Consider the following 16311-nt stretch of genomic DNA (forward strand, 5'->3'; position numbering starts at 1 on the left):
AACGCACCATGAACTCCACCATCATCATCGACGCGAGCCGCGCACCCGAACCCGAGACGCCGACGAACTCACGGCCCTCGGCCCGCGAAGCGCGTTCCGCTCCGCGCCCTCGCCTGAGCTTCGCGGGCGTGGTCCGCTCGGAGCGGATCAAGCTCACCTCGCTGCGCAGCATCAGGCTCACGCTGCTCATCACCGTGCTGTTCGGCCTGGGCCTGAGCGCGATGATCGCGCTGCTCTGGAGCCGGGACATCGGCGGCGCGGGCGCCATGGTCAGCTCAGATCCCGCCGGGCTCCAGACCTACCTGCTCATCGTCTCGACCTTCACCGCGCCCTTCCTGGCGCTCGTCTTCGGCGTGCTCGGCGTGTTCGCCATCTCGAGCGAGTACTCGAGCGGCATGATCCTCTCGACGCTCACCGCGGTGCCGCGCCGCTCGCCCGTGTTCGCCGCGAAGGCGCTGGTGACGGCCTCGATCGCCGCGATCACGGCGCTGCTCCTGGTGCTCGGGGGCCTCGGGATCGCCGTGGCCTTCCTGCCCGAGGCGGCGGGGGAGATCGCGTCGACGGCCGTGATCTCCGGTGCGCTCGGCACGGTCGCCTATCTCGTGCTCATCGCCCTGCTCGCCTTCGGGATCGCGGGCCTGCTGCGTTCGACCGCCGGCGGCATCGCGGTGGTCGCGGGCCTCACCTTCGTGCTCCCGATCGCGTTCCAGCTGCTGATGCTCACCGGGTGGGAGTGGGTGCCGACCGTCTCGGCCTATCTGCCGGCCGAGCTCGGCAGCACCCTCTCGCAGGGCATCGCCGAGTCCGTGCCCGCCGAGGTCGCCGCGATCGAGGGCGGCGGCGGTGCGGCCGGCCCGGGATACTGGGTGGCGCTCGCCTCGATGGTCGGCTGGGCGGCGATCGCCGCGGTCCCCGCAGCCCTCGCGTTCCAGCGGCGCGACGCCCGCTGAGGCGGCCCCCCGAGGATAGGCTGAAAGGGTGACCCAGCAGCCGAACGAGGGGGAGGTGCGCCTCCCGCGCCCGCCGGGGGTCCTCCGGCGGGCGCTCGCCGCGCATCCGCTCGCGGTCGACGTCTTCATCGTCGTCTGGTTCTTCCTCGGCTGCCTGCTCGGGCTGTTCCTCGATGTCGTGGGCGCCGCGGCTCCGCTCGACGGCAACGGCCCGTGGTTCGCGGTGCCCTTCTCGCTCGAATGGCCGGTGTGGCCGCTCACGCTGCTGCGCATCCTCGCGGTCGCCGCCGCGCTACTCTTCCGGCGCCGCTTCCCCCTCGCGGGGCTCGTCGTCACGGCGCTCGCGACGCTCGGAGAGCAGAGCGCTGTGGGCCTCGCCACGGGAATCGCGCTGCTGTTCATGCTCTACGCGGTGCCCGTCTACCGCAGCGTCGCGGCGGGGTGGCTGGGATTCGGGATCGCGTTGACCGCGAGTCTCGCGAGCTCCGGAGCGGCATCGCTCGTGGGCGGGGCGGGCGTCGGCGACGCGGCTCCGGGGAGCGTCGTGTTCGCCGAGACCGGCCGTGCTGCGAGCGTGGGCGAGTTCGTCGGGATGAGCATCATGACGGCGATCTGGTATCTCGCGATCGTGATGCTGGGCATCAACCTGGGGAATCGGCGCCGGTACCTGCAGGCGATCATCGATCGGGCGCACCAGCTCGCGCGGGAGCGGGACCAGCTGGCTCGGCTGGCCGTGGCTGAGGAGCGCTCCCGCATCGCGCGGGAGATGCACGACATCGTCGCCCACTCCGTCTCGGTGATGATCGCCCTCTCGGAGGGTGCGGCCCGCGTGACGTCGGTGGCGCCGGACGAGGCCGCGGACGCGATGCGGCGCAGCGCCGAGGCGGGGCGCACGGCGCTCGCCGAGATGCGGCGCCTGCTGGGCGCACTCGACGCGCCCGAGGGGCAGGCAGAACTCGTGCCGCAGCCGGGCGTGCACGACCTGCCCGAGCTGGTGCGCGGCTTCGTCGACGCGGGGGTGGCGGTGTCGCTCGAGGTCTCGGGCGAGGCGAGCGGCGACCGCGGACAGGATCTGGCCGTGTACCGGGTGGTGCAGGAGGGGCTCACGAACGTGCTCCGGTACGCGGGTACGGGTGCCAGGGCGAAGGTCGCGGTGCTGCGCCACCCCGATCGCACGATCGTGCAGGTGCGCGACTACGGCAGTCCGCCGGGGGCGCCCGCGCCCGTCTCGGGTGTCGGCTCCGGCCGGGGGCTCGCGGGTCTCGCCGAGCGGGCGCGGGTGTTCGGCGGCAGGATCGAGTCGGGGCCCGTGCCCGCGTCCTCCGGCGGGGGCTGGCGGCTGTGGGCTGTGCTGCCCGTGAGCGCCGACGCGCGTGAGATGAACGACGCCAAGACAGAGAGCGAGGATCGCCGATGAGCGATGAGCAGATCAGAGTGATGCTGGTCGACGACCAGGAGCTGATCCGCACCGGTTTCCGGCTGGTGCTGCTGGGTGAGCCGGGTATCGACGTGGTGGCCGAGGCTGCGGACGGCGAGGCCGCGCTGGCGCAGCTCGCCCGTCTGCGCGACGCGGGATCCGGATGCGACATCGTGCTCATGGACGTGCGCATGCCCGGGATGAACGGGATCGATGCCACGGCGGGCATCGTGGCCGCGTACCCCGAGACCCGGGTCGTGGTGCTGACCACGTTCGATCTCGACGAGTACGCCACCGGTGCCATCCGGGCGGGAGCGAGCGGGTTTCTGCTCAAGGACGCGCGGCCGACGGAGCTCGTCGACGCGATCCGGCGCGTGGCCGCGGGCGACGCCACTATGGCGCCGAGCGTGACGAAGCGGCTGCTCGAGCAGATCAAGGCCGGGGGAGCGCCGGGCATCGGACCCGCCGCCGGGGCCGATCCCTCGCCGCACGAGGAGCTGGGCGTGCTCACGGAGCGCGAGCTCGATGTGCTGCGTCTCATCGCGGAGGGCAAGAACAACGCCGAGATCAGCGCCGGCCTCTTCCTCTCCGAGTCGACGGTCAAGACGCACGTGGGGCGCGTCCTGGCCAAGCTGCAGCTGCGCGACCGTGTACACGCGGTGATCTTCGCCAAGCAGCACGGCCTGTAGGCTAGAACGCATGAGCAAGATCGCCGTCGTTCCCGGGTCCTTCGACCCGGTCACCCTGGGGCACCTCGACGTCATCCGTCGCGCGGCGGCGGTGTTCGACGAGGTCCATGTTCTCGTCGTGCACAATCCGGGCAAGGATGCGATGCTCCCGATCAGCGAGCGCGTCGGACTGATCCAGAAGTCGCTCGACGAGGATCCCGAGATGCCCGGCAACATCCTCGTCGCCTCGTGGTCGGTCGGCCTGCTGGTCGACTACTGCACGGAGGTGGGCGCGTCGGTGCTCGTCAAGGGCATTCGCTCGCAGATCGACGTCGCCTACGAGACGCCCATGGTGCTCATGAATCGCAGCCTCGCAGGTGTCGAGACGGTGTTCATGCTGCCGGATCCGGGGCACGCCCACGTGTCGAGCACCCTCGTGCGGCAGGTGGCCTCGCTCGGCGGCGATGTGAGCCCGTACGTGCCGCCCGCCGTCGGCCGATTCCTCGACAAGACGAGGCCCGTCTGATGCCGGAGATGCGAGCATTCCGGGAGAGCGTGCGGGATCTGCTGCATCGCCCGGGCGAGATGCGGGAGCGTTCGCACGAGGTGCCGGCGCCCGAGAAGCTCGGCGAGGGCCTCGCGTGGGTTCCGGAGGGCGAGCCGCTCAGTCTCGATGTGCGCCTCGAATCGGTGCACGAGGGGATCCTGGTCACCGCAGATGTGCGCACCACCGTGCACGCGGAGTGCGGGCGGTGCCTGACGGTCTTCACCACGCCGTTTCAAGTCGAGTTTCAGGAGCTTTTCGCGTATACTCCTACGGAGGCCGACGAGTACGGGGTTCACGGTGATCACGTGGATCTTGAACCCCCGCTCCGAGACGCGGTAGTGCTTGCACTACCGTTTCAGCCTGTGTGTCGCCCGGACTGTCCGGGGCTCGATCCCGAGTCCGGTGAGCTGCGCGAGGCCGAGGCTGCGGTGCAGCCCGACGTGGAGATCGATCCGCGATGGGCGGCGCTGGCCGGTTTCGAGGCGAGCAGCGCCGAGAATGCTCCGGTAGAGGCTGACGAAGAATCCGACTCGGGTGAGACTCCCGGGTCCGCAAGCAAGTAGGAAAGAGAGCATCATGGCTGTTCCCAAGCGCAAGATGTCGCGTTCGAACACCCGTCACCGTCGTTCGGCGTGGAAGGCCGAGGCCCCCAAGCTGGTGAAGACCGTCGAGAACGGCCGCACCGTCTACAGCCTCCCGCACCGCGCCCGCGTGGTCGAGGACTCGCAGGGCAACGCCCTGTTCCTCGAGTACAAGGGCCGCAAGGTCGCCGACGCGTAAGTTGGCGTCGAACTCTCGAGAGCCGTCGGGAACGCCGCAGGGCGAACCCGGCGGCTTTCTCGTGCCCTTCGGGCTCTCCGTCGATCCCGAGCTGCTGCAGCTCGCGCTGACGCACCGCTCCTGGGCCTACGAACACGGCGGGGCGCCGCACAACGAGCGCCTCGAGTTCTTGGGCGACTCCATCCTGGGGCAGGCCGTCACGGTCATGCTGTACCGCGATTCTCCCGAGCTGAGCGAGGGCGAGCTCGCCAAGCGCCGCGCGGCGCTCGTGTCGACGGTGGCGCTCGCCGAGATCGCGCGGGGCCTCGGGCTCGGTGCATCGTTGCGGCTCGGGCGCGGCGAGGAGCTCACCGGAGGACGGGACAAGGATTCGATCCTCGCCGATGCCGTCGAGGCGACGATCGGAGCCGTCTTCCTGTCGCTGGGCCCCGAGATCGCCGACCGCTTCGTGCTCGACCTCATCGCGCCGCTGCTCGCCGACCCCGATCGCTTCACGGCGTCGCTCGATCCCAAGACCGCACTGCAGCAGGAGGCCGCGCGACGCGGTCTGCCGCACCCGCCCTACGAGACGCGGGGCAGCGGACCCGACCATGATCGCCGGTACACCTCGCGCGTCACGCTCGACGGCGCGTCGGGCGTCGGTCGCGGCACGAGCAAGAAGGTGGCCGAGCTGGCGGCCGCGCGAGACGCGGTCGCGCAGCTGCGGGGCCGCAGCGCGGGCTAGCCCCGATGCCGGAACTGCCCGAAGTCGAGGTGGTGCGCGCCGGGCTCGCCCCTGCCGTCGACGGCGCACGGGTGCTCGGGGCGGAAGTGCGCGACCCGCGCGCGCTCAAGCGCCACGTGCCGCTCGGCCTCGACGGGCTGCCGGGCGACGACGGGCTCGGCGGTCACGGCGTCACCTTGACCGCAGCCGCCGGCGCGAGCCGTGCCGCCGACTTCGAGCGGCGCGTCACCGGGCTGCGTCTCGCGGCGCCGCAGCGGCGCGGCAAGTTCCTGTGGATCCCGGTGGTCCCGCCTGTTCCTCAGGCCCCGCCGGTTGAGCGCAGCGCAGCGGAGTCGACACCCGGTCCCGCTTCCTCGCAGGCCCTTCTCGCGCACCTCGGCATGAGCGGACAGCTGCTCCTGCGCGCGCTCGATGCGCCCGACGATCGTCACGTGCGCATCCGCCTGTGGATCGAGCACCGGGTGCACGGCGAGCTGAGGCTCGACTTCGCCGACCAGCGGCTCTTCGGCTCGCTCGCCCTCGACGGACTCGTCCCGGCCGCGGGCGGGGGATCCGTGCCCGAGCAGGCCGTGCACATCGCGCGCGACCCGCTCGACCCGCGCTTCGACGACGCTGCGTTCGTCGCCGCGCTGCGCGCCCGCGCCTCCGGCGTGAAGAAGCTGCTGCTCGATCAGGGTCTCGTGAGCGGTGTCGGCAACATCTACGCCGACGAGGCGCTGTGGCGTGCGCGGGTGCACCCGGAGACGCCAGGCCGTGCCCTCGGGCCGCGCACGGCGCGCGAGCTGCTGCAGCGCCTGCGGGACGTCTTCGCGCAGGCGCTGGCCGAGGGCGGCACGAGCTTCGACGAGCAGTACGTCAACGTCAACGGGCAGGCGGGGTACTTCGCGCACTCGCTGAATGCGTACGGGCGTGCTGGGGAGCCGTGTCCGCGGTGCGGCAGGGCGATCCGGCGCATCGTGATCGGCGGCCGTTCGTCGCACTTCTGCCCGCGCTGCCAGCGGCGACGGTGACGGGCAGCTGACGCGGCGCGGAGTCGGGCGACGGACAAAGGAGGTTCGAGTGTCGAGGCGTGATCGTTGTATCTCAGGTACTGTACCTGTGGTACAGTTCGCGCATGGATACTCGATCAAGCTCTCTGGCACGCGTCAATACGCGGGCCCTCCTGCTGCCCTATGCTCTTGCCCTCATCGTCTCGGTTTCCGTGCTTCAGGCGGTGATCGCGGTGACCGGCGGCGAGATCACGTTGCTCTCGGGCGTGCTCGTTGCTGCGATAGCGCTCGCTCTGGGGGTCTGGTTCTGGCTGAATCGCCGAGCTCTGAGGCGTATTCGTTTCGGCGGGGCGATCGCGCACTCGGTCGCGTTCGTGACGATCACCACCTCGATGAACCTGCACGTCGTTCTTCGCACCGTCTCTCTTGCGGGAGGCGACGACGGTTTCGCCGCCGCAGCGCATCTCCTCCTCGCCACTCCCTGGTTCGGGGCGACGCTGATCATGAGCGTGGCGTGGGGTCTCGGGCTGCTCATCCACCTGATCGGAGCGATCCTCGGTCGCGGCTGGGAGGACTGAGATGAGCGAGACGTCGCACCAGAGCGAGGTCGACGAATGGCTGAGCGCTCGGCTCGCCTCCTGGGTGGAGACCTACAAGAAGGCGATGCTCGCGCCGGTCCTCCTTCGGCTGGTCGAGCTGCACCAACCCGTGGGCGTCGCGTCTCTGGCGCAGCACCTGCTCTCCTCGACCGGCTGGCGGATCACCGAGAGAGGCTTGTACCGCACCATCAGGCGTCTCCAGGACGAGGGCTTCCTCACCATCGCCGAGGTTGACGCTCCGCGCACGGGCGCAAAACGCAAGGACCTCGCGCTGTCCGAGCTGGGAGCGCGGTTTCTTGCGGGTGTCGAGGGGGCTGCAGTCGACTGGCCCGTTCGCGACAGATAGCGGTTCCCCTGCTCCTGGGCGGTCGTTGCTGAAGTGGGAGACGGGTGCCCGACTATCATGAAGCAGGCACGTTCTACGGGAGTGGGGAGTCGGTCGTGCGAGTCGTGGTATCCGGGACGCATGGGAGCGGCAAGAGCACGCTGATCAGCGACTTCACCATGAACCACCGGGCGTGGCGGATGCTGCCGGATCCGTACGAGGAGGTCGATCTCGCGAACGACGTACCCGGCGCCGCGACCTTTTTCGCGCAGCTGCGGTATTCGGCCCTCAGGCTGCTCGAACCGCAGGCTGCGCCGGTGATCGCCGAGCGCGGTCCGCTCGACTTTCTCGCCTACCTGCACGCGAGCGCGGAGCTGGGTCGGCCGGGGGAGCACGCGGCCGGGTTCGAACGCGGTATCGCGCTGACGCGGCGTGCGATGGAGACGGTCGACCTCCTCGTGCTCCTTCCCCTGAACCAGCAGGACACGATTGACATCCCCGCGGATGAGGACCTGGAGCTGCGCGCCGCGATGGACCAGTCGTTGTTGGAGCTCGCGGAGGACACGGAGCTCACCGCGGGTGCGGAGGTCGTCGAGCTCGTCGGGAGTCGGGAGGAACGGCGCGCGTCGCTCGAGGCGATCGTCGAGCGCTGGGAGCGCGGTGCGCAGCACGCGGCGAGGGCGACGCGGTGACCGACGCGGTGACCGACGCGGTGACCGGTTCGGTGACCGGTTCGGCGGCCGGTTCGGCGGCCGGTCAGATCGTTTCGCCCGCGAGCTCCATGAGCCTGCGCACCGTGTTGAGATTGCGCGAGGTGCCGGTCGTGCCGAGCGTGCGCATGAGCTGTGGCTCGTTCAGCTGCGACCGCCCCGCCCCGTCTGCGTAGCGCAGGTGCAGCTCCCGGCCGATGAGGTGCCAGCGATCCGCACCGGTCTCGAGGCGTCGGGCCGCTTCGACGCCCGCCGCCGACGGCGTCTCCACGAGGAAGGAGATGTAGGAGAACTTCGGATCGGCGACCTCGAACGGGTGCGCTGCGAGCGCGGAGACGAGCTCGTCGCGGGTACGGCTGATCACCTCGCGGAAGAAGCCGAAGCGCACCTCGACCGCCGCCTCGAGCGCGCGGTCGAACGCTGCCGGGTCGCCGTCGATCGTGCACACCAGATTGCCTGACGCGATGTAGGTTGAGACGTCGCGCGCGCCGAGCGACTGCGCGAGGGCTCGCCACTCGGCCATCGGCAGCTTGGCCGTGCCGCCGACGTTCACCGCGCGCACCAGCAGGATGCGGCGTACGGGGGTCATCATTCACTCAGGGTAGCGCGCCACGGGTGCTCGGGCCGGCGGCGCGACCGGCGCGACTGGCGCGACTGGCGCGACTGGCGCGATCGGCGCGAAGCGCACGGTGCTGCTCGGGGTGTCGATGTAGCTGCGGCCGGTCGGGCTGCGCCACTCGAGCGCCCCGCCGCTCCGCTGTCTGGGACGCCAGCCGGATCCCGCGAGGAACTCGAAGTGCTTGAGGGTGTGGTGCCTGCGGCACAGGTGCGCCAGGTTCGCGACACTTGTGGGGCCCCCGCGCGCGGCGGGGACCGTGTGGTCGATGTCGCAGTGATCGAGGCGCCGTGTGCAGCCCGGAAACCGGCAGTGCTGATCGCGAGCTTCGAGCAGGCGCTTGAGATCCCCGCCGGGACGGTAGCGATCGACCGCCAGCACGGACCCGGTGCTGGGGTGGGTGAGCACCCGATCCCAGCCCGTGGCACGACCCGCGAGGCGGCGGGCGGTGTGCGCGTCGATCGGTCCGTATCCCGCGAGCTCGGCGGGGCCGAGATGCGGCGCGGTCTCGGGGGATCGCGGGATCCCGGCGAGCGTGAGGGCGGGTACCGAGACCTGCACCCGGCCCGCGATCGCGCTGAGTGCGTCGCCGGTGCCGAGATCACCGGTGCGGGTGCCACCGGTGCCGAGATCACCGGTGCTGAGATTCGCGGGACCGAGATCGCCGGTGCCGATCGGTGGGCGGGCTCCGGTGAGCAGCAGCTCGGCGAGTACGTCGGCCTGGATCTGCGCGGAGGTGCGGGGATCCGCGTCGTCGGTCGCTCTGGAGGAGCCGTCCGCGGACGCTGTGCGGTCGCGGCCCCGGACGAAGTGGGCGATCCGAGCCAGTCGGTCCTTGATCGCGTGGGCCTCGACCGCTCCCACGGTGGCGACGAGCTGCGCCATGCCGTCGTCGAGATCCACAACGCGTACGCACCTTCGCTCGCGCGCCTCCCGGTGCCGCTCGTCGATGCTGCGCTCGGCGAAGTGCTCGGCGATGCGGCGCGCGTGGGCTCGCAGCTCGCGCGCAGTCGACGAGGCGGCTAGGGGCACGACCTTCGACTCGTAGGCGCTGCGGGCCTCCGACCCGGTGAGGATCTGCCCGGCTTCGACGATCGCCTCGGTATGCCGAAGCGAGAGGCGCCCGGTTGCGAACGCCGCGGCCACCGCCGGATAGTCCGTGAGCAGGCGATCTGCGTGGCCCATGCGATGAGCCGTCTCCATCTGCCCGGTGCGGGTGGCGACCGCCACCTCGGCCTCGACGGCTCGGTGGACCAGTTCGCCGCGATCCGCGTGCTTCCCGTCGCGCGCGATCCGCGATGCGAGCCGCGTGAGTGAGGCGAGCTGGGCCACCTTGAGGTATTCCAACTGGTGGATCATCGCGTCGATGCGCTCGACCGCCGCGATCCCCGCTGCCAGCGCGGCGCGCTGCACGTCGGCTTGGAGGATGGAAGAATGCATGCTCGCAGTCAACACACGACCACTGACACTGACGGAACCTGCGGAGACGCTGACGATCCAAAGATTCTCACCGATCTTTGGTAAGGAGCCGACAACGGGAAATCGGTGGCAGCGAGCTGCCTGCGCTCGTCGCCGGAGCATCGCCGGCGCTCGAGCTCGCGTTCACGCTCTGCCGGTACCCGACTCTCCGTGTCAGTGGCGCTCGCTGCCACAAGCTAATAGCATTAGCCACATGAACTTCATGCGTGTGAGCTGGGGAATGAGCGCCCTCGTCTGGTTCGCGGTCCTCGTGATCTGCTGCATCTTCTGGGGGTGGCCCGCAACCCTCGTCGCGGTGCTCTTCGGCCTGCTGCCCGATGTCGCGCTCGTCGGGGCCTTCGCCGGTGAGGGGCGCCTCAAGCCGAGCCGCGTGCGACTGTACAACACTCTGCACACCATGATCGTCCCCATCGTGCTCCTGGTCGTGGGCGTGGTCGTCTTCGCGCTCACCGGTGCCCTCGATGGCGGCTTCTGGCCGATCGCGATTGCGGGCATCGCCTGGTTCGTGCACATCGCGGCGGATCGCGCCCTGGGCTTCGGGCTGCGCGCGCCCGACGGCAGCATCATCCCGGTCGGCTTCCAGCTGAGCTGACGGCCGCGGATCCGCACTCCGGGGCGCCCGAGATGACCGCGCGACGAGAGCACCTGCTCGACCTCGCCGAGCTGGTGCTCGAACGAGAAGGGCTCGACGGGTTCGGCGTGCATGCGCTCGCGCGCGCGGCGGGGATCAAACCGCCGAGCATCTACAAGCACTTCGCGGGGGCGGCCGACCTCCAGCACGCACTGATCTCGCGCTGGTTCCGGCGCCTCGCGGCCGCGCTCGACGCGGCCGAGTCGTCCATCGCGTCCTTCGCAGCGGCGTACCGCGCGATCGCACTCGCGGCTCCGCAGCTCTACCGTCTGGCGACGTACGGGCCGCTCGATCGCGCACTGCTCGATCCGGGTGCCGAGCGCGCGGCACTGGCGGCGGCGCTGCGCCTCTTCGGCGAAGAGGAGGCATCCGACGAGGATCATCCCCGTGCACGCCTCGCCTGGGCGGCGGCGCACGGGCTCGTCTCGCTGGAGATCGCGGACCGCTTCCCGCCCGGAACCGATCTCGACGCGGCCTGGCGCGCGCTCGCCGCAGCCCTCTCCGGGTAAGGTCTAAGGGATCACAGGCGGGGATCCTGTCCCGGGCAGACGGAAAGGCGGCGGCGTGCATCTCAAGAGCTTGACGCTCAAGGGCTTCAAGTCCTTTGCGCAGCCGACCACCTTCCAGTTCGAGCCGGGGGTGACCGCGATCGTGGGCCCCAACGGCTCCGGCAAGTCGAACGTCGTGGACGCGCTGGCGTGGGTGATGGGGGAGCAAGGCGCGAAGACGCTGCGCGGCGGCAAGATGGAGGACGTCATCTTCGCGGGCACCTCCACCCGGGGCCCCCTCGGCCGCGCCGAGGTGCGGCTGACCATCGACAACAGCGACGGTGCGCTGCCCATCGAGTACTCCGAAGTGACGATCAGCCGCACGCTCTTCCGCAACGGCTCGAGCGAGTACGCGATCAACGGCGAGGCGTGCCGACTGCTCGATGTGCAGGAGCTGCTGAGCGATTCGGGCCTGGGGCGCGAGATGCACGTGATCGTCGGCCAGGGCCAGCTCGACGCGGTGCTGCGCGCGACCGCCGAGGACCGACGCGGCTTCATCGAAGAGGCCGCCGGCATCCTGAAGCACCGCCGCCGCAAGGAGCGCACGCTCCGCAAGCTCGAGGCGATGGAGACCAATCTCACCCGACTCCAGGATCTCGCCGGCGAGATCCGTAGACAGCTGAAGCCGCTCGGGCGTCAGGCCGCGGTCGCGAAGCAGGCGCAGGGGATCGCCGCCGAAGTGCGCGATGCGAAGGCGCGCCTGCTCGCGGACGACGTGTTCCGGCTGCGCCGGGAGCTCGACGACCTCGCCAAGGACGAGGCCGAGCAGCACTCCGAGCGCATCGTGCTGCAGGAGCAGGTGGAGCAGAAGCACCTGCGCATCGAACGGCTCGAGCACGATCAGCAGAGCGACGAGCTCGATGCGGCGCGCCGCGTCACGATGGGGCTCGAAGCGGTGCAGTCGAAGCTGCGGGGGCTCTACGCCCAGACGCAGCAGCGGCTCACCTTCCTCGCGACCCAGGCGGAGGCGCCCGAGCAGCTGAATCGCATCAGCAGCGGCGCCGTCGACGAGGCCGCGGCCGATGCGGCGCGGCTCGAGGCCCTGATCCCCGAAGCCGAGACCCGCTGGCAGCGGGCCGGCACCGCGACCCGGCAGGCGCAGAGCGCGCTCGACGCGATCGACGAGCACATCGCCGCGCAGAGCGAACTGGTGTCGAAGCACGACCTGCAGCTCTCGCAGCTGCGCGGGCGTGCGGAGGCGGCCGAGCAGAAGCGCGCCACTGTGGCCCAGGAGGTGGCGCGCCGCGAGCAGGCGGTCGAGCAGGCGGAATCCCGGGCCGAGGAGGCCCGGCGGCAGCTCGCGGACTTCGAGGAGCGGGAGGATCTCGGGGAGAGCCCGGAGTCCGGTCTCGACGACGCGTACCGCGAGGCGCAGGAGCGCCAGAGCGCGAGCGAGCAGCGGCGCGACGAGGCGCGGGACCGGCTGCACGCGCTGGAGCAGGAACGGGCCGGGCTGGAGGCCCGGGTGAGCGCGCTCACCCGCTCCTTGGACCAGCGGGACGCCTCGGGCGCGCTGCTCGCGGAGGGGCTGGGCGGCATCGGCGAGCGGATCTCCGATCGGGTGCGCGTGCGCGAGGGGTACGAGGCCGCAGTCGGCGCCGCGCTCGGCGTGTTCGCCGACGCGCTGCTGGCCGAGACCGCGGGCGCCGCCGAGACCGCGGTGGCCGTGGCGCGGGATCGGGATCTCGGCCGCATGCGCGCGATCATCGCGCGCACCGGTTCGACCCCCGACGACGGCCCCGAGGTAGCGGGGCTCACCCGCGTCGCCGACGTGCTGCTCGACGCCCCCGACGGCGTGCGCGGCGTGCTCGCGCGCAGCTACATCGTTGACGAGCTGCCCGCCGCGGTAGCGGCGGCCGACGAGCTGCGGACACGGCTGCCCGACGCGGGGTTCACGATCGTCACCGCGCACGGCGACGTGCTCACCGAGCACACGCTGAGCGGAGGATCGGGGCTCGCCCCCTCCCGCATCGAGCTCACCGCCGAGCTCGAGCAGGCGGAGCAGCGCCGCAGCGCGGTTGCCGAGCGCATCGCCGAGACCGAGGCCGAGCTCGCCGAGCTGCGCTCCGCGGCCGCCCGGGCGAAGGAGGACGCGCAGCGCGCCTATGCCGAGCTGCGCGCGGCAGACGCTCGTCTGGCAGAACTGTCGAGGGAGCGTAATCGCCTGGCGGCGCGCGCCGAGGCGGCGCAGGCCGAGGCGGAGCGCGCCAGGCAGGCGATCGCGGCCGTGGTCGAGTCGGCCGCCGAGGCGGCCAAGGAGGCGGAGCGCGCCGCCCAGGCCCACGCCGAGGCCGAGGCAGAACCCCGGCCGATCCTCGACGCGAGCCAGCGCGACGAGCTCGTCGCCGAGCTGGAACGGGCTCGCGCCGCCGAGATGGAGGCGCGCCTCGCCCTCGAGACCGCTCGCGAGCGATCGCGCGCGGGGGCAGCGCATCGCGAGACCCTCGCCGAGCAGTTCGAGGCCGAGCGCCGCGCCGCAGAGGAGTCCGCACGGCGCGCCGCGCTGCGGTCCCGCCAGGTGCGGCAAGCCGAGCGCGTGGCCGGCCTGCTGCCCGCGATCCTGGACGCGTGCGACCGATCGCTCGCCGAGGCGCGCCTCGCGCAGCAGCACGCGGAGCAGGAGCGCGCGAAGCACAGCCAGGAGCTCACCCTCCTGCGCTCCGAGGAGTCGGGCCTGCGGCAGAAGCTGCAGGCGCTCACGGAGCGCGTGCACGGGGCCGAGCTCAAGAGCTACGAGCGCAAGCTGCAGCTCTCCGCCCTGCTCGAACGCTCGGGCAACGAACTCGGCCTCGTCGAGGACGTGCTCGTCGCGGAGTACGGTCCGCACGTTCCGATCCCGGTCGCCCCCGCGCCGGTCGAGCCCGGCGAGGCCCCGGATCCCGCTGAGGCTCCGGATCCCGCTGAGGCCCCGGATCCCGCTGAGGCTCCGGATCCCGCTGAGGCTCCGGATCCCGCGCCGCAGTACGCGAACGCACTCGAAGCGGAGCTCGCGGCCGAGCTGGGGCTCGATGCTGCGGGAGATCGGGGGGTGGATCCTGCGACTCCGCTTCGCTCCGCGCAGGATGACGGCGGGGGGTCTCGCTCCGCGCAGGATGACGGCGGGGGGTCTCGCTCCGCGCAGGATGACGGCGGGGGGTCTCGCTCCGCGCAGGATGACGGCGGTTCCGGGACCATCCCGTTCGTGCGCGCGGAGCAGGAGCAGCGACTCGCCAAGGCCGAGCGCCGGCTGACCCGTCTCGGGCGCATCAACCCGCTGGCGCTCGAGGAGTTCGCGGCGCTGGAGCAGCGCCATCGCTTCCTCGCCGATCAGCTCGCCGACCTCGCGAAGACGCGCGCCGACCTGCTCGCGATCATCGAGGAGCTCGACCAGAAGATGCAGGGGATCTTCGCGGCGGCGTTCGAGGACACGCGGGCAGCGTTCGCCGAGGTGTTCCCCATCCTGTTCCCGGGCGGCTCGGGTGAGATCGCGCTGAGCGATCCCGACGATCTGCTGAACACCGGCATCGACATGGCGGTGAAGCCTGCGGGCAAGAAGGTCGAGCGGCTCTCGCTGCTCTCGGGCGGGGAGCGATCCCTCGCGGCCGTCGCCTGGCTCATCGCGATCTTCCAGGCCCGCCCGAGCCCGTTCTACATCATGGACGAGGTCGAGGCCGCGCTCGACGACGCCAACCTCGGGCGACTTCTGCAGGTCTTCGAGCGGCTGCGCGAGAACTCGCAGCTGATCGTCATCACCCACCAGAAGCGCACGATGGAGATCGCCGACGCGCTCTACGGGGTGTCGATGCGGCAGGACGGCATCTCGGCCGTCGTCGGGCAGCGCATCGTCCGCGACGACGCCTGAGATTGTCGATTGCCCACGGCGCCGGGGCAGAGTTTTCTAACAACTTTGTTGCGCCGGTGCCCTCGAGTGCACCCCGCGCGAACGGGACGGATAGTCTCTGTTCTAGCGCTCCAGCGTTGGAGCGTCTGTCATACGTGAGAAAGGCGTAGCCAATGAAGGTGTACACCAAGAAGACGGCGGGCGCGCTCGCACTGCTCGCGAGCGCCGCACTCGTCCTGTCGGGGTGCTCGTCCAGCGGCGGAGACGAGGCGGCCCCCGCCGACGGCGGCGAGCAGAGCACCGACGCTCTGAAGATCGCGACGCTCCTGCCCCAGACGGGATCGCTCGGCTTCCTGATGCCTCCGGTTCAGGCCGGCATCGCGCAGGCGCTGGCCGACATCGACGCCGCCGGCGGAGTGCTCGGCCAGCCGGTGGAGGTCGTCGCCGAGGGCAACGAGGGCGACGCGACCGATCTGACCGTCGTCGAGAAGGGCGCCGACGACGTCATCGCCGCCGATCCGGCCTTCGTGCTCGGTGCGATGGGCTCGGGCCGCAGCGCCCACGTCGTCGACCGCATCGCCGAGGCCGGGATCCTGCAGGGCTCGCCCTCCAATACGGCCGCCGACCTGAGCGGGATCAGCCCGAACTACTTCCGCACGGCACCGCCGGACACCGTGCAGGGCGACGCGCTCGGCAACCAGATCCTCGCCGACGGCAAGACGACGGTTGCGTTCCTCACCTTCAACGACCCCTACGGGCTGGGACTGCGCGATGTGATCCAGGAGACCGTCGAGGCCGGCGGTGCCGAGGTCGTTTACGGTGGCAAGGGCGACGGCAACGAGTTCCCGACCGAGCAGACGTCGTTCTCGTCCGAGATCACGGCGGTGCAGGATTCGGGTGCCGAGGCGATCGTGGTCGTCACCTACGATCAGTTCAAGCAGATCGTGCCCGAGGCGGTCAACCAGGGCATCGACACCTCGTCGTTCTACCTGGTCGACGGCAACGCGAACGGCTACGGCGAGGAGTTCCCCGAGGGCACGCTCGAGGGAGCGCAGGGATCGATCCCCGGCGCGCAGTCGAACGAGGAGTTCCAGACGCAGCTCACCGAGATCTACACCTCGGAGTTCGGCGGTGAGCTGGAGAGCTTCACCTACGCGCCCGAGGCCTACGACCTCGTGATGCTCGTGGCGCTCGCCGCGGAGAAGGCGGGTGCGACCGACGCCGATTCGATCCGCGAGCAGCTGCACGCCGTGTCCGGCGCCGACGGCGGCGAGGAGTGCACCACCTTCGCCGACTGCAAGGCCCTCGTCGAAGACGGTCAGGAGATCAACTACGTCGGCAAGGCGGGCACCGGTCCGCTGAACGACAACAACGATCCCTCCTCGGCGTTCATCGGCATCTACAAGTACGACTCCTCGAACAACCCCGTCTTCCAGAAGGCGGTCGAGGGCGAGACCAAGTAGCTCCCGCGCACAGTGAGAAGGCCGGTCCGAACGGACCGGCCTTCT

Annotated in this window: 17 protein-coding genes; 15 read left to right on the forward strand and 2 right to left on the reverse strand. The window is 70.9% G+C overall.

Annotation, left to right across the window (positions count from 1 at the left end):
- Positions 1-8 precede the first annotated feature (8 nt).
- From EVS81_RS15370 to EVS81_RS15420, 11 genes are all read left to right on the forward strand, one after another.
- On the forward strand, positions 9-950 hold the full coding sequence (locus EVS81_RS15370; protein WP_130111134.1) for an ABC transporter permease subunit: 942 nt from the start codon (positions 9-11) through the stop codon (positions 948-950).
- Positions 951-978: 28 nt separating this feature from the next.
- Positions 979-2367 (forward strand): sensor histidine kinase, encoded by a 1389-nt coding sequence (locus tag EVS81_RS15375; protein ID WP_130111135.1) that lies wholly within the window; start codon positions 979-981, stop codon positions 2365-2367.
- The gene (locus EVS81_RS15380) at positions 2364-3056 is read left to right on the forward strand and encodes a response regulator (RefSeq protein ID WP_130111136.1); all 693 of its coding nucleotides are present in this window, start codon (positions 2364-2366) and stop codon (positions 3054-3056) included. Before EVS81_RS15375 ends, EVS81_RS15380 begins: the two co-directional genes overlap by 4 nt.
- 10 nt (positions 3057-3066) lie before the next feature.
- The gene (gene coaD, locus EVS81_RS15385; RefSeq protein ID WP_130111137.1) at positions 3067-3561 is read left to right on the forward strand and encodes a pantetheine-phosphate adenylyltransferase; all 495 of its coding nucleotides are present in this window, start codon (positions 3067-3069) and stop codon (positions 3559-3561) included.
- The gene (locus EVS81_RS15390) at positions 3561-4145 is read left to right on the forward strand and encodes a YceD family protein (protein ID WP_130111138.1); all 585 of its coding nucleotides are present in this window, start codon (positions 3561-3563) and stop codon (positions 4143-4145) included. The genes coaD and EVS81_RS15390 overlap by 1 nt, the downstream gene beginning before the upstream one ends.
- Before the next feature lie 13 nt (positions 4146-4158).
- The gene (rpmF, locus tag EVS81_RS15395) at positions 4159-4362 is read left to right on the forward strand and encodes a 50S ribosomal protein L32 (RefSeq protein ID WP_017885009.1); all 204 of its coding nucleotides are present in this window, start codon (positions 4159-4161) and stop codon (positions 4360-4362) included.
- Between the two features lie 61 nt (positions 4363-4423).
- The gene (gene rnc / locus EVS81_RS15400) at positions 4424-5086 is read left to right on the forward strand and encodes a ribonuclease III (RefSeq protein ID WP_130111577.1); all 663 of its coding nucleotides are present in this window, start codon (positions 4424-4426) and stop codon (positions 5084-5086) included.
- A gap of 5 nt (positions 5087-5091) precedes the next feature.
- Positions 5092-6096 (forward strand): bifunctional DNA-formamidopyrimidine glycosylase/DNA-(apurinic or apyrimidinic site) lyase, encoded by a 1005-nt coding sequence (gene mutM, locus EVS81_RS15405; RefSeq protein ID WP_130111139.1) that lies wholly within the window; start codon positions 5092-5094, stop codon positions 6094-6096.
- A 104-nt stretch (positions 6097-6200) separates the two neighbouring features.
- The gene (locus EVS81_RS15410; protein ID WP_130111140.1) at positions 6201-6653 is read left to right on the forward strand and encodes a hypothetical protein; all 453 of its coding nucleotides are present in this window, start codon (positions 6201-6203) and stop codon (positions 6651-6653) included.
- A gap of 1 nt (position 6654) precedes the next feature.
- Positions 6655-7020: a helix-turn-helix domain-containing protein gene (locus EVS81_RS15415; protein ID WP_130111141.1), complete on the forward strand. Its 366-nt coding sequence runs from the start codon at positions 6655-6657 to the stop codon at positions 7018-7020.
- A gap of 95 nt (positions 7021-7115) precedes the next feature.
- Positions 7116-7691 (forward strand): AAA family ATPase, encoded by a 576-nt coding sequence (locus EVS81_RS15420; RefSeq protein ID WP_130111142.1) that lies wholly within the window; start codon positions 7116-7118, stop codon positions 7689-7691.
- Positions 7692-7755: 64 nt separating this feature from the next.
- On the opposite strand, the gene EVS81_RS15425 is transcribed toward EVS81_RS15420, so the two are convergent.
- Together EVS81_RS15425 and EVS81_RS15430 are read right to left on the reverse strand one after the other, a co-directional pair.
- On the reverse strand, positions 7756-8301 hold the full coding sequence (locus EVS81_RS15425; RefSeq protein WP_205879352.1) for a DUF1697 domain-containing protein: 546 nt from the start codon (positions 8299-8301) through the stop codon (positions 7756-7758).
- Entirely contained in the window at positions 8302-9765 is a 1464-nt protein-coding gene (locus EVS81_RS15430) for an HNH endonuclease signature motif containing protein (protein WP_165384290.1), read from the reverse strand. It abuts the gene before it with no gap.
- Between the two features lie 232 nt (positions 9766-9997).
- On the opposite strand from EVS81_RS15430, the gene EVS81_RS15435 reads away from it, so the two are divergent.
- From EVS81_RS15435 to EVS81_RS15450, 4 genes are all read left to right on the forward strand, one after another.
- A complete protein-coding gene (locus tag EVS81_RS15435) occupies positions 9998-10396 on the forward strand; it encodes a DUF4260 family protein (protein WP_130111144.1) in 399 nt (132 codons plus the stop codon).
- Between the two features lie 32 nt (positions 10397-10428).
- Positions 10429-10944: a TetR/AcrR family transcriptional regulator gene (locus EVS81_RS15440; protein WP_130111145.1), complete on the forward strand. Its 516-nt coding sequence runs from the start codon at positions 10429-10431 to the stop codon at positions 10942-10944.
- Between the two features lie 55 nt (positions 10945-10999).
- The gene (locus EVS81_RS15445; protein WP_130111146.1) at positions 11000-14824 is read left to right on the forward strand and encodes a chromosome segregation SMC family protein; all 3825 of its coding nucleotides are present in this window, start codon (positions 11000-11002) and stop codon (positions 14822-14824) included.
- A 152-nt stretch (positions 14825-14976) separates the two neighbouring features.
- Positions 14977-16266, forward strand: a complete 1290-nt coding sequence (locus tag EVS81_RS15450) for an ABC transporter substrate-binding protein (RefSeq protein WP_130111147.1) — start codon at positions 14977-14979, stop codon at positions 16264-16266.
- The last annotated feature ends 45 nt before the right edge of the window (positions 16267-16311 follow it).

The sequence above is a fragment of the Leucobacter triazinivorans genome (assembly GCF_004208635.1).
Taxonomy (GTDB): Bacteria; Actinomycetota; Actinomycetes; order Actinomycetales; family Microbacteriaceae; genus Leucobacter; species Leucobacter triazinivorans.